Annotated in this window: 11 protein-coding genes; 8 read left to right on the forward strand and 3 right to left on the reverse strand. The window is 40.3% G+C overall.

What is annotated here, in order from left to right; translation table 11 throughout:
* Nucleotides 1-66 precede the first annotated feature (66 nt).
* Nucleotides 67-243, reverse strand: a complete 177-nt coding sequence (locus tag IE074_RS09845; RefSeq protein WP_189385293.1) for a Flp family type IVb pilin — start codon at nucleotides 241-243, stop codon at nucleotides 67-69.
* Between the two features lie 337 nt (nucleotides 244-580).
* On the opposite strand from IE074_RS09845, the gene IE074_RS09850 reads away from it, so the two are divergent.
* From IE074_RS09850 to IE074_RS09865, 4 genes are all read left to right on the forward strand, one after another.
* Nucleotides 581-1,537, forward strand: a complete 957-nt coding sequence (locus IE074_RS09850; protein ID WP_189385294.1) for a glycosyltransferase family 2 protein — start codon at nucleotides 581-583, stop codon at nucleotides 1,535-1,537.
* Complete coding sequence (locus tag IE074_RS09855; protein ID WP_189385295.1) at nucleotides 1,534-3,312, forward strand: hypothetical protein; 1,779 nt, start codon at nucleotides 1,534-1,536, stop codon at nucleotides 3,310-3,312. Before IE074_RS09850 ends, IE074_RS09855 begins: the two co-directional genes overlap by 4 nt.
* Before the next feature lie 76 nt (nucleotides 3,313-3,388).
* Nucleotides 3,389-5,035: a DUF8728 domain-containing protein gene (locus IE074_RS09860; protein ID WP_189385296.1), complete on the forward strand. Its 1,647-nt coding sequence runs from the start codon at nucleotides 3,389-3,391 to the stop codon at nucleotides 5,033-5,035.
* Between the two features lie 82 nt (nucleotides 5,036-5,117).
* A complete protein-coding gene (locus IE074_RS09865; RefSeq protein ID WP_189385297.1) occupies nucleotides 5,118-6,599 on the forward strand; it encodes a glycosyltransferase family protein in 1,482 nt (493 codons plus the stop codon).
* 49 nt (nucleotides 6,600-6,648) lie between these two features.
* On the opposite strand, the gene IE074_RS09870 is transcribed toward IE074_RS09865, so the two are convergent.
* Entirely contained in the window at nucleotides 6,649-8,226 is a 1,578-nt protein-coding gene (locus tag IE074_RS09870) for a hypothetical protein (RefSeq protein WP_189385298.1), read from the reverse strand.
* A 187-nt stretch (nucleotides 8,227-8,413) separates the two neighbouring features.
* Here IE074_RS09870 and IE074_RS09875 point away from each other — a divergent pair, with 187 nt between their 5' ends.
* Genes IE074_RS09875 through IE074_RS09890 form a run of 4 tightly spaced genes read left to right on the forward strand, consistent with a single transcriptional unit; the run spans nucleotide 8,414 to nucleotide 11,991 of the window.
* The gene (locus tag IE074_RS09875; RefSeq protein WP_229793976.1) at nucleotides 8,414-9,286 is read left to right on the forward strand and encodes a decaprenyl-phosphate phosphoribosyltransferase; all 873 of its coding nucleotides are present in this window, start codon (nucleotides 8,414-8,416) and stop codon (nucleotides 9,284-9,286) included.
* 10 nt (nucleotides 9,287-9,296) lie between these two features.
* Nucleotides 9,297-10,598: an FAD-binding oxidoreductase gene (locus tag IE074_RS09880; RefSeq protein ID WP_189385299.1), complete on the forward strand. Its 1,302-nt coding sequence runs from the start codon at nucleotides 9,297-9,299 to the stop codon at nucleotides 10,596-10,598.
* The gene (locus IE074_RS09885) at nucleotides 10,595-11,350 is read left to right on the forward strand and encodes an SDR family oxidoreductase (RefSeq protein WP_189385300.1); all 756 of its coding nucleotides are present in this window, start codon (nucleotides 10,595-10,597) and stop codon (nucleotides 11,348-11,350) included. The genes IE074_RS09880 and IE074_RS09885 overlap by 4 nt, the downstream gene beginning before the upstream one ends.
* A 5-nt stretch (nucleotides 11,351-11,355) precedes the next feature.
* Complete coding sequence (locus IE074_RS09890) at nucleotides 11,356-11,991, forward strand: HAD-IB family hydrolase (protein WP_189385301.1); 636 nt, start codon at nucleotides 11,356-11,358, stop codon at nucleotides 11,989-11,991.
* A gap of 109 nt (nucleotides 11,992-12,100) precedes the next feature.
* Here the strand turns inward: IE074_RS09890 and IE074_RS09895 are convergent, their stop codons facing one another.
* Nucleotides 12,101-13,075, reverse strand: a complete 975-nt coding sequence (locus tag IE074_RS09895; protein ID WP_189385302.1) for a quinone oxidoreductase family protein — start codon at nucleotides 13,073-13,075, stop codon at nucleotides 12,101-12,103.
* Between the last annotated feature and the right edge of the window lie 157 nt (nucleotides 13,076-13,232).

Here is a 13,232-nt window from a genome sequence, read left to right on the forward strand (position 1 = left end):
AGAAATGCCCCGGGAGGGGGCATATTATTTCAGTTTAGAATCAATTAGTACGAAACAATTGTTGAACTAGGACTTTCTATTTTGCAGTTGCGTAGTAATCTCCTGAAACACAGCCTCAATTTCGTCACCTAAAGCCCTAACAGCAACCATAATCACCACAGCAATCAACCCCGCAATCAAGGCATATTCAATTGCCGTTGCACCTTCTTCATCTTTCCAAAACTTAATCAATTGATCTTTCATTTTTAAATCCTCCGTGGATTAAATATTGATGAAACGGCGAAGCGCTTAATCAAAACAAAAATTCTAAAAATAAAAACAGAATAATATTTCTGTAAATAGGGACAAACACCCATGTTTTTTAAAATCTACAACTTATAACCCAATGTAACATAAATCGTTGTTTATTCGAACCTATTTTATATAGTCAACCCTTGTTAATTTGATGAAAACAAACATATATAGTTGTTTTTTAGCCATTATTTGAACTATAGTGTCGCTTAAAATATACAACAGGCCTACTATTTTTTTCAAAAGATACATTCATTTTACATCCAAGCCCTAAATTACCATTTTCCATATGCCCCTTAAGCACCTCTTGTCTGCAGACACGCCCTCTTGCCAAAAAAGAGCCATTATCCTGCCGGCCCATAACGAAGAAAAAACCGTTGCGGCTACGGTTCAGGCTTTTCAACAGGTGCTGCCAGATTGTGAAGTGGTTGTGTGTGACAATGCTTCTACTGACCAAACCGCCAGTATCGCCCACAAAGCTGGGGCCCGTGTTATTCATGAACCCCTAAAAGGCAAAGGCAATGCCGTCCGGCGTTTACTGGCTACCGTTAACGCCGATATTTATATCCTGGCTGATGCAGACCAAACTTACGATGCCCAAAGCGCCCCCGCCATGATCGCTTTACTGGAACAAGCACATCTGGATATGGTCACAGGCATTCGCCAGCATACAGAAAGTCATTCTTACCGTTCTGGTCACTTATGGGGCAATGCCTTGTTTAACCGTCTTTTCGGGCGACTGTTCAAAACACCCACCCAGGATATTTTTTCGGGTTACCGGGTTTTTACCCGCCGTTTTGCCAGCATCCTGCCCATTCAGTCTTCGGGTTTTGAAATTGAAACAGAAATGACGGCTATTGCCAGTATTCTTAAAATTTCTACTGGTGAGTTTCCGGTACACTATGCCCCGCGCCCGGCTGGCAGCACCAGCAAATTGCGGACCTGGTCTGACGGCTTTAAAATATTAAAATCTTTTTTCAGGTTATTCCGTCATTTTTACCCGGCCCATTTTTACGGGGCAGTGGCTGGCCTAACCGCCTTGCTTAGCCTATTGCTAGGTATACCTGTTATTGTTGAATTCATGCAAACAGGCCTTGTACCCCGCATTCCTACCGCCATACTGGCCAGTAGCCTGGGCATGATTGCCTTTGTTATTTTTACCACCGGCATTATTCTGGAAGCCATAGCCAGAAACCGCATAGAACAAAGAAAACTGTTTTTCCTGGCATCTGGGTACAAAACATGAAATTATCTTTATTACGCTCCCGAAATGGGGTTTTTATTTTGGCCATTGTATTCATGGCCATTGCCTTATTTAGGTCTACCTATACCCAGTTTAGCGATGTAGCTGCCGGGCAATTTCCAAATCCGGACAGTTATTACAAACTGGTGTTGCTGGAAGGCTATGCACAAGGCGAGCCCATTAATTTCAACCCTCGCGATAATGTGCCCGCTGGCAACTGGATCCACTGGTCTTTGCCGCATAGCTGGACGGTATGGCAACTGCACAAGGTTTTTGCCCTGTTTGGCATGGATACCCAAAGCGCACTAATCTGGGCCGGAGCCAGCCTGACCCTGTTCAGCATGTTGCTATTAACAGCACTGGTAGCAGGCACTATTTTAAGCATTGGCACCTACAAAGCCACCCTGGCAACCGCCCTGTTAATGGCCAGCAACCTGCCCTTGGCTGGTTATGGGCAGCTGCAACAAATTACTCACCATATTTTCATGCTGGTGCCCATTGCGGGTGCTGCCCTGTGTATTATACGTTCCATTCAAACTCCCAATGTTGCCAGAGATTTTTTTGCCGGGCTATTGGCTGGGCTGGCTTTATGGATATCGCCAGAAACCATGCCACTGGTGGTTATTATGGTGGTGCTGCGCATGGCTATTCGGTTGCAATTTCCTGGAAGTGGCAAATTATGGCCGATGGCTGCCGGGCTGGTGGGGTTGGTATTGCTGGCTTGGCTGATAGACCCGCCAGCGCCCACTTTTTCTGCCTGGTCGCTAGACCATATCAGCCTGGCCTGGTTATTGTTTGTTGGCCTTACTGCATTTGTCATGCTGGTTGCCGATTATGTGGCTACCCATGAAATGATTTTGCCAAAAGCATTTGCCTGGGTGGCCATAACGGGCTTGGTGGTGGGTGGCGTATGGCTGTTGCTAACGCCCGGTGCTACCGCAGGCGCCAGTGGGTTGTTGCCTGATGAATTAAAAACAGTTTGGTGGGATCAGATTCAGGAACTGAAACCGGCCAGCTCCCCGGAAAAAATGATTGCCTGGCTAGCTACCCCAATTGTGGCTGGATTGCTGGCGCTTTATTGGGCATGGCGTAAACGGTTGTTATGGCTGGGTGTTTTGGGTATGGGCACCCTGCTTTATGCCCTATTGGGTGGCCTGCATGTGCGTATGGGTGCGGCAGGTGCCTTGGTTTCTGCCCTGGCTTTTGGTTTGTCCATAAGTTATTTGCCGGTGTTTGCCAACGAAGAAGCACGTCATTCTTTCAAGGCGCAAATGGGTGGGGTGTTGCTGGTGTTATTGGGGCCATTGCAATTGTTTGCCGTTATTGGTGTTGTGTTGCTGAACAATGATAGCGATATTCTTAATGCGAACAAAGATAAAAAGAATGATTGTTCCATTCAGGATATTGCCCCGCAATTAAATGCCTTGCCTGCTTCAGTTGTGCTTACCACCAGCAGCGGTGCTTCTGAACTGCTTTACCGGACCCATCATAAGGTGATTGCGGGTAATTATCATCATAATGTGGGTGGGTTGCTGGATGTGCATAGGACGTTGCTGGATACGGCCCCGTGGGACATTGCTAAAGAAGTTATTGAAAAACGGAACGTTGGATATATTCTTGTTTGCCAGTCTGGCAATGATGCTATAACGGATAAGCCACACTCTGCTGTTTTTTATAATTGGCTGGCGGGTTCCAATGACATAGCTGGTATTAGTCCGATAACATTAAGCCAGGAAAGCGATGGTCGTTGGCTTTTATTCAAAGCCATTCAACAATAAAAATCATGACTAACCGTTTTCAATCGGTAATCCCCCCGGATCATAAACAACAAAATGAACTGAACATTGGTTTAAGATGAATAAAACTGCTTTTATACCTCCAGTATTAGTATTTTTATTATACATTGCTTTAGCAATTTATATTTTGATGACAGGTCACTTACATGAAGATGCCTATATATTATTCATTTTTTCTGAAAGTCTTGCCAATGGTAATGGGATAGCTTATTTTCCTGGAGGCCCTCCTGCTGAAGGAGCTACGGACTTCTTGTGGATGATCTTATTGAGTTTGGGAAGTTATTTTGGAGTTGATGTCGCTTTATCTGCTGCCTTTTTAAACGGTCTAGGCCTTTCTTTAATAGCAGCTTTGTCAGTCGTTCTTGCTTCCAAGCATATTTCTGGAAGTAAGCTTATGCTGGTCAGTTTTTCTTTGTCTTTGATAATTTTGTTGTCCCAGGTATCTCAGGCGTCACTGGCAGGTTTTAGCGCAGGATTCTATTGTTTTTTTGTTGCGTTATCTTTTTATCTTATATATGAATCTAAAGGAAAAAAACTTCATCTTCTACCTGTTGTCGGTATTACTCTTGGGTTATTAAGACCTGATGGTGTGATTATAGGCATTGTTGCATCTATTACTGGTCTTTATTTCGCATACCGTAAAGCAGTGATAAGAAAATATTTGCTTGTTTCTGCCTTTTGTTTTACTTTTGGGGTGGGATACTTTGCATGGCGATATACATATTTTGGCTATCTCTTACCACTTCCACTTTACGTCAAGAGCACATCAGCAGAATCTTTTCCTGGTTTTTGGCCCCATATAAATTGGGCATTGTATAATTGTTTTTTACTTATATTTGTAATTGTTGCTCTTATTTTTTATAAAGATAGGTGGAGAATAATTATTGCCTCTATACCTATTTCTGCCCTATTTATTGCCTTGATGTTTGCGACTCAAAGTCAGAATATTGCATTTAGATTTCAAGCTCCAGGTACAACACTTCTAATAATATGTTCCACTTTATTTATTTCATATTTTTTAGAAAAAATGAAAGGTGATGTTAATAGGGTTACAGTGATCATACTTACGATAATGAGCGCTACAATATTCTCTTCTACTGCAATTTATTCTGCTGGTTTTTCTTTTATGATTCACAACTTGAAAAACGATGGTTACATTAACTATTTCCCTTATCATCTATCAAAAAACATAGATAATGAAACTAAAATAGCTCTGACTGAAGCAGGAAGATTTGCTTACTGGGTAAATGGTAAAAAGTATGACTTAGTTGGTCTAAATACTCCAGAGACCGCTGTGAATGGATCGTCCCCTGCATACATTGAAGGGTTGAACCCTGACCTCATCTTCATACATGTAGTAGAAACTGCTGACTACTCAAAGGTTTGTAATAAAAATTACTGTGAGCTATCTTATCCAGAAGTGCTTAACGGTATCAAAAAAGATACTGATTGGAGGGTGGTTAAATATGGTGTAACAAAGGCACCTCTCACGGTCTATGATTACTTAAAAGATAAATCTGATGATTACCAGGCTTTTTCTGTTTCATATGACAATTCTTATCCCCATCTATATTTTATAAAAAAAGACGGAAATATTGACATTGATGATTTTAAAGAGGCATTAAATTTAAGTTTCTCCGAAAAAGGTGTTTTATCTTACTGGGATATGAAAAAAAAGCTTGGTTTTTCTAGTATTTTTGAATAGATGCAACACCTGTTTAACAAACACTATACAGGCTTCTTTAGTCCCCATATGGTTAATAATTCAGCATTTCCTTAGATTAGTTATGAGTCAGAATAATCTATTAAAACTGTCAGCAGCTCTATTTTTTTTACTAGGCATTTCCCTTGCTTTTTTTAATATTTGGCAACCCTATTCCTATTGGTGGGATGAACTCTACTCAGTAACAGCATCATCACTTCCGATGGAAGAAATGTTTTCTAAATTTATTATGAAAGATGTTCACCCCCCACTTTATCAAATGATTTTAAGTTTCTGGATTAATCTTTTCGGAACATCAGAGTTTGCTACACGATCGTTAAGCCTTTTATTTTCTTTACTGGCAATTTCATTTTTTTCATATTGGGTTTTAAAAAATATACCACTTGGTTTGTCAACAGTTGCAATAGTGATATTTTCAACCAGCTTCCTGTTTTCATTCTATGCCCAAGAAACCCGCTCTTATGCAATGATGTTGTTCCTGTCAACATTACTTACCATCACTACTTTAAAATTTTTAACAAAAAACAGTTCGTTGATATTTGCACTCTTGATTTCAACTCTTTCATTATTACTGTCATTAACTCATTATTTTGGCTTTATCTTCTCAGGTCTGGTTCTTTTATACTTATTTATAACAATCAAACCACTTAAATTTAGAATTAGTTTTTTCCTCGCAGGCTTAACAACTCTAGTGTGGCCTATAGTTCATTTTTTATTAGGTAACTTGTCATCCAAAACAGGAGGCGATTTTTGGATAAAATCAGAAGGAGTTCAAACAACATTAAAAATATTTTTCAATGCATTAACTCAACAAACTCTTATTTTAAAATATATTTTTTTTAATTCAACCACTATTTTTTCAATTACAGGTGTTTTTATTTATATTGGTTTTACTGCTTATTTACTCAAAATACTTCAATCGAAAAGTGTAATTTCAGGCATAACATCAAAGATAATTTTCAAATTCTCTACATCTATTATTTTTCTGTTTGTTTTTTGTGTAGCCTTAATTGATTTGCATACTCCTATTTCAACATACCGAAATTTTATTGTTCTCCTTCCAATCTTTTCAATTTTTATAGCTTATTTGTTTTTTGCTTTTTATCAAATGAAAATTTTTCATTTTTTATTAGTTATTGCATTCGGACTAAGCGCAATATCTATTGCTTACTTAGAAACAAAATCAAAACAATACCCTTTCCAAAATCATGCTGCTGCGTCTAAATTCATTTTTGATAAAGGCTTACATATTACTCACAAATTTTATTACCATAAAAATATAGATAGTAACATGTTGTATATAGAAAGCTTAATGTCTAGATTTTATCTTGACAAATTAGGTAATATTGATTTTAATCCAACACCTTTGGATTACGATGAATTAATCACACTAGATAAAAGAAAACCTTTTATATTCTTTGCTCTAAACAGCACCATCAATACCAAAAAATTAATGGCTGATTTACATGATGCCGGATACATTATCGACTACTTTGAGCCACCTCAAAAAAATTCAGATTCAGTTTTTGTAATTTACTCAAAATAACAACTAAATTATTTACATTAAAACATACCAATATATATTATGAAAATTTTTAATATTCCAACTCACCATTAATTTTATTCTTAACATTATGATATCTATACATATCATAATCCGGCTTTTCAATAAACCCAAAATTTAATTTTATAATTTCGAATAACCTATTTTTATTAAAGAGTCCATCTCGTGTAACAATACGAATTGAATCCCAATATTTTTTAGTATTTTCATCAGCTAGCAAGTTTTTATTTTTTTCAAGACTTTCTTGATAATTAGTGGGAAGTTGCCTATAAAAATGGCCAATTCGCCAATTAGGATCATATTTTGCAGGCAATCTGGCCAAAAGCGGATCAGCCAAAGCACAGGTATCTATATAATGCATTCCTGGCCCATGACGTATAGAATTAAAACCCAGCTCTCCACAAATAGTTTCTACCTTTTCATTATAAATGAACCATTGTGGTTGTTTAAAAGTATTTTTTGTAGCCGCTAACAAACCAAAACGTTGATAATAGTATCCTCTTTCATCAGCCACACCATATATTGATATTGCCTGATTCGAATATGAAGAACCTGAAATAAAATTAGGAATAATATTACGAGAACCTAAAACAATAATTGAAACCATAAGCGTAATTGCAATGAGTTTTGAAAAAGATTCTCTCGCAATAATAATCAATGATACAAAAAATGGTGCTGATAAAAAACGACCCATCATAAAATCACCACCAATACTTAAAATATAAACAAGATATAAAATTATTCCTATTGAAAGCCATCTATTTAAAACTGACGAAAAAATCCCAATTATGATGCCAGCCATAATGAAAAAGGCTGTTATTGGGTCCTGAATAATTACATGCAATATGTATATTAGCCCTTGAACAACTCTCTCATCTAAATCTATTCCTGTACCCAGTTTTGCATAAGCCGTATTTGGAAACGGAAACCCATAATAAAATATGGAAAACCCCGTCCACAAAACAACAGGAATGGATGCAATTAAAATTGATTTCCAAACGTGATGCTCTGGCTTTCGATAAGCGGTATAAAATAAATATATCGCCATGGGCAGCATTATCAAAAGCAAATCTGGACGATTAAGATAAAGTGCAGAACAGGATAAGAAAAATCCAGTTAATCTATTTTTACCTTTATCAAGGCACAATGATGCATAAACAACTGCTATCAATAAAATTAAATGTGATAAAGTATTTTCCAAGCCAGAAGTAGAAAAATCAACAAAAGATTTTGATAAAACTGCAGCTGTACCAACCAAAACAAGAGCCAGCAAGTTGCGTGGCTGTGTACCAAGCAAAAAAATCAATGTTGCAACAGAAATAAAGATTGATAGGAAAAAAGTTGTATAAAAAACATTCCCTAAAATAAAAGAACCAACCGATAACAATAAAAACCACAAAGGATGAGTGTAAGCTTGAACTCTTTCATCAATATTAAACGTTGGCCCAAACCCATGGGTAAAGTTTAAAACGGTTCTTAAAGTAATAGCGGCATCATCAGAAATCCAGGCTGTTCGTATTAGAACCAGCAAAAACAGGGAAGCAAAAAAAACGATTAAAACCCTGTTATGAAGCAAATTATTTTGATTGATTTTAGAAAAAAAACGCATGAAAACTCTAGATGATGTATGAAATCCTATTCCGATAAATCGGAATAAACCGGCCGACCGTTGTGCCAAAATCTTTTAACCGAAAATATAGCATTACAATCTTACCCGTTGGCTAAGCACTAAGATTGTTGCAGTAATACTGGCCAAAATTTACATTTTTCACAGGATACAAGGATACTCTGTCAAAGTGCCCCCTCTTATAAAACTCATCCGGCCCCATCAATACCTGAAAAACAGCTTTGTATTCATCGGTCCTTTATTTGCTCATCAATGGGATTTATCAACACTGTATGAAAGCATGATGACATTTGCCGCATTCTGTGCCATGGCAAGTGCGGTGTATATCCTTAATGACCTGGTTGATGTTGAAACAGACCGTGCTCACCCAATAAAATGCAAAAGGCCCATCGCCAGCAGGGAAATTTCACCATATCATGCAAAAATATTGTTAGTGGCCTTGTTTTTGGCATCAGTTGGGCTGTCAATAAGCGTAAGTATTTACGTTGCGGCATGCACTATCAGTTATTTTATTATTAATATTTTTTATTCATTAAGCTTAAAGCATGTTGTCATTCTTGATGTATTTTTAATCTCGTCTGGCTTTATGCTAAGGATTCTAGCCGGTACGCTTGGGCTTGGTATTGCACCTTCTGCCTGGTTACTGCTATGTGGCTTAATGATAACCTTATTTATGGGCTTTTCTAAACGACGCGCAGAACTCCTTATGCTAAAAGGGGGTGACAAACAAGATCAAGCTTTAACAAGACGGGTTTTAGATGACTACAGCCCAATTATTTTAGAACAGTACATTGCGATCACCGCAGCCGGCACTATTCTTTCATACGGTTTGTATACGGTTTCACCCAAAACTATCCAACTTCACAATACCGAGAACCTGATTCTTACATTACCCTTTGTGATGTATGGCATTTTTCGTTATATATTCCTGTTGCATCGTTGCTCAAGGGGTAACGACACAGCCAAAGATTTGCTACAAGACCCCCATTTATTAATGACTGTTATATTATGGTTTGCCTGCACGCTTTGGATACTTCAATGAGTACCGGAAAATGAAAACCCCTCTTTCCTGGAACCAACTGCCCCGTGTTTTTTCTGAAAAAATTCATGCCCTGTCTTACCGACAAGAGCCGTTTTCAACGCATTTGCCAAAACCCTTTCTGCCTTATGGCAATGGCCGCAGTTATGGGGATGTTTGCCTAACTAACGAAGGCACGCTTTTGCTCACCCACGGGCTTGACCGGTTCATTGAGTTTAACCCTGTAACAGGTGTAATCCAGTGTGAAGCGGGTATGACATTGGCTGATATTCTGGCACTAATTGTTCCGCAAGGCTGGTTTCTACCGGTTACCCCCGGTACACGGCTTGCCACCATCGGGGGGGCTGTTGCCAATGATGTACATGGCAAAAACCATCATATTATGGGCAGTTTTGGGCATCATGTAAGGGCCTTTGAACTTTGGCGTAGCGATGGTTCTATTCTGCATTGTTCAGCAACAGAAAATACAGACTATTTTAAGGCAAGCATTGGGGGGTTGGGGTTGACCGGCCTTATACGCTGGGTTGAACTGCAACTGATACCTGTCAACAACTCATGGATGTGGGTCCAATCACAACGGTTTCAAAACCTTGATGAGTTTTGGCCATTAAACGCACAGGCCGAACAAAATTTTCCATACACGGTTGCATGGATTGATTGCATGGCAGGTGGGAACTCGCGTGGCAGGGGCATTTTATTTGCCGGCCAACATGCAGCCAGCCAAAATACTTACCCTGTTTTCAAAGAAAAAACAAAACGGATTCCATTTTCACCCCCTTTCTCGCTCATTAACCCAATGAGCTTACGGGCGTTTAATGCGCTTTATTACCGTCAAAGTGTTAAGCCACAAGGCGCATTGTCGCATTATGTCCCGTATTTTTATCCATTGGATGCCATTCAAAACTGGAACCGTATTTATGGTCGTCAGGGTTTTTATCAATATCAGTGTGTTATTCCACCTGACAACGCAAAAGAAGCCACGTTAATTTTATTGAATACCATCTCAAAAAGAAAAGAAGGTTCTTTTTTAGCGATTCTTAAAGCATTTGGCAATCAACCCTCAATAGGCATGCTGTCTTTCGCTCGCCCTGGTATGACGCTGGCATTGGATTTTCCTAACCGGGGTGACAAAACCCTGCGTTTATTAGCTGACTTTGATGCCCTTGTGAGAGAGGCAGGAGGAGCACTTTATCCCGCAAAAGATGCACGTATGCCAGCAGATTTGTTCCAGTCAGGTTTCCCACAGTGGGAAGCATTCAGTCACTTTACAGATCCAAATTTTTCTTCAAGCTTCTGGAAACGGGTAACACCATGAATACTTTAAAACGAGTCGTTATTTTTGGTGCCACCTCTGCCATTGCCGAACAGGTTTCACGCCAACTGGTGAGCCAGGGTGCTTCATTGTTTTGCGTTGGTCGGAATAATAACAAACTGACAGCGATTGTTGATGATTTGAAAGTCAGGGCAGGGACCAATCAAAAAATTGAAGGTTTCTGTTGTGATCTGGTAAATATTAAACAGCATCAGGCAATTATCGAGCGTGCCCAAGATGTATTGGGTGATATTGATGCCGTCCTGATTGCACACGGTACCTTACCAACTCAACAAGACTGTGAGAATAGTGTTGACTTAACGCTAAAAGAAATTGAAACGAATGCGTTAAGCATAATCAGTTTATTGACTTTGCTGGCAAATTATTTTGAACCCAAACAAAAAGGGGTAATTTCCGTAATCAGCTCGGTAGCGGGTGACCGGGGTAGGCAAAGCAACTACGTTTATGGTGCCTCTAAAGGTATGGTAAGCCTGTTTTTGCAGGGTTTGCGCAACCGTTTGGCTCAAAAAGGTGTTGATGTTGTTACCATCAAACCCGGTTTTGTAGATACCCCAATGACTGCCAGTTTTAACAAGTCAGGCTTACTATGGAGTAAACCTGACAAGATTGCTCAAGGCATTGTAAGCGCCATGGTTAAGGGTAAAAATGAAGTTTATTTACCTGGTTTTTGGTGGGGTATCATGTTTATGATTAAACATATTCCAGAGTCTATTTTCAAAAAAATGTCATTATGAATCATATGACTAAAACGGATTTCAATCGGCCAGTTGCTTTTTTTGATTTTGATGGCACGCTTACGACCAAAGATTCCTTGATGCCATTTCTTAAGTTTGTGGTCGGGAAACCTGTTTACTATATTAAGTTGTTTGCAATCAGCCCCATTTTAATCGCTTATTTCTTGAAGCTCATTCGCAACGACGTTGCCAAACAGCTGGTGTTGAAATGGTATTTGTCTGGCTATCTTAAAGATGAACTGTTTGATTTGGGTAGCAAATTCAGCCATGAAATCATACCAGGCATGCTTAGGGCCGAAGGAATAGAACGTTTGAGATGGCACCAACAACTGGGACATGAATGCATTCTGGTTAGTGCTTCGCTTGATGTTTATCTAAGTAGCTGGGTAAAAATGGAAAATATCAATGCCTTGTTAAGCAGCCAACTGGCTGTTAGGGAAGATTGCATTACCGGTAAATTAAAGGGAGGGAACTGTTTTGGTGAACAAAAGGTTCAAAGAATTTTGGAATGGCTAAATGGGCGTTTACCACCGTTTATTTATGCCTATGGAAATAGTAAAGGTGATGAGTCTATGCTGATGTTTGCCAATGAAGGTTTTTTATTCAAGAAGAAACAAGGATTTATAAAAATTAATGGGTGATTTTATAAGGCAAACTGTTTGTTCATTTTTTAGCTAATACATATCAGTATGTTAACGTTTTGTATGCATTCCCACGCAGAGCGTGAGAATGAGATAAAGCAAACCAAGCTCAAGGCTTCAACAGCAAAGCCCCCGTTCTTTCCCTTGATTCCAGCATTTCATGTGCCTTAGCAGCGTCTGCCAGTGCAAAGGCCATACCCGGTTCGGCCTTGATGGCCCCCTGTTCCAGTGCATTGAACAGGTTGTTGCTCATGCTGTCCAGCATGCTTCTTTCCCGGGCGTAGTGAAACACGCTGGGCCGTGTCAGGCTGTTGGACTTGGCAAACAGGGCAGATACCTCAAACGGCGCCACGCTGCCCGACGATTGCCCGAAATTAACCAGGTGTCCACAAATGGCCAGGCTGTCCAGCGAGCCCTGGAAGGTGTCTTTACCCACCGAGTCATAGGCCACATTCACGCCTTTGCCATTCGTGATGTCTTGCACCCGTTCCACAACGTTTTCTTCACGGTACAAAATAGTATGCGCACAACCGGCCTGGCGGGCCAGTTCGGCTTTTTGGGCATTGCCAACCGTGCCTATTACGGTCGCCCCCAGGTGGCTGGCCCACTGGCATAGCAAACGCCCTACGCCACCGGCAGCGGCATGCACCAGTACCCGCTCACCGGGTTTAACGGGGTGCACCTGTTTTACCAGCATTTCTGCGGTCAGGCCTTTTAGCAAAAGGGTGGCGGCCAGGTCATCGCTAATGCTGTCGGGCAGACGGATGGCAAGGTCGGCAGGCAACAGGCGCTCAGAGGTGTAAACGCCATAGCTGCGGGTGATGTAGCCAATTCTGTCACCAACGGTGAAGTTGGTAACCTGTGAGCCGGTTTCTTCTACTATGCCCACGGCTTCTATGCCGGGAATGCCCGGTAGCGGCAGGGTTTGGTAAAGGCCGGAACGCACGTAAACGTCATGAAAGTTCACGCCAATGGCGGTTTGCCGGATACGCAGTTCGTTGGGGCCGGGTTTGCCTACGGTGATGGTTTGCGGCTGTAAAACGCCGGGGCCACCGGGTTGGTGAATGACTATTGCCTGTGCCATGGTTTTTGTTTCCTGTGTGTTGTGTATGCATTCCCACGCTCTGCGTCACTGCCATTAAGTTAAGCATTTTTTGAGATAATAAGCGGCTTTGATTGACAGTTGAACATGGCTAAAAAAAGCAGGCAATTGAAGTTACCCAAGAGCGGCTTGAAGCGAA

It is taken from the genome of Advenella faeciporci, from assembly GCF_014652395.1.
Taxonomy (GTDB): Bacteria; Pseudomonadota; Gammaproteobacteria; order Burkholderiales; family Burkholderiaceae_B; genus Advenella; species Advenella faeciporci.

Excerpts from the sequence above, each read along its gene's own strand:
- IE074_RS09895 (WP_189385302.1), bottom strand. The coding sequence starts at position 13,075 with ATGGCACAGGCAATAGTCATTCACCAACCCGGTGGCCCCGGCGTTTTA.
- IE074_RS09845 (WP_189385293.1), bottom strand. The coding sequence starts at position 243 with ATGAAAGATCAATTGATTAAGTTTTGGAAAGATGAAGAAGGTGCAACG.
- IE074_RS09890 (WP_189385301.1), top strand. The coding sequence starts at position 11,356 with ATGACTAAAACGGATTTCAATCGGCCAGTTGCTTTTTTTGATTTTGAT.
- IE074_RS09855 (WP_189385295.1), top strand. The coding sequence starts at position 1,534 with ATGAAATTATCTTTATTACGCTCCCGAAATGGGGTTTTTATTTTGGCC.
- IE074_RS09885 (WP_189385300.1), top strand. The coding sequence starts at position 10,595 with ATGAATACTTTAAAACGAGTCGTTATTTTTGGTGCCACCTCTGCCATT.
- IE074_RS09865 (WP_189385297.1), top strand. The coding sequence starts at position 5,118 with ATGAGTCAGAATAATCTATTAAAACTGTCAGCAGCTCTATTTTTTTTA.
- IE074_RS09870 (WP_189385298.1), bottom strand. The coding sequence starts at position 8,226 with ATGCGTTTTTTTTCTAAAATCAATCAAAATAATTTGCTTCATAACAGG.
- IE074_RS09860 (WP_189385296.1), top strand. The coding sequence starts at position 3,389 with ATGAATAAAACTGCTTTTATACCTCCAGTATTAGTATTTTTATTATAC.
- IE074_RS09880 (WP_189385299.1), top strand. The coding sequence starts at position 9,297 with ATGAAAACCCCTCTTTCCTGGAACCAACTGCCCCGTGTTTTTTCTGAA.
- IE074_RS09850 (WP_189385294.1), top strand. The coding sequence starts at position 581 with ATGCCCCTTAAGCACCTCTTGTCTGCAGACACGCCCTCTTGCCAAAAA.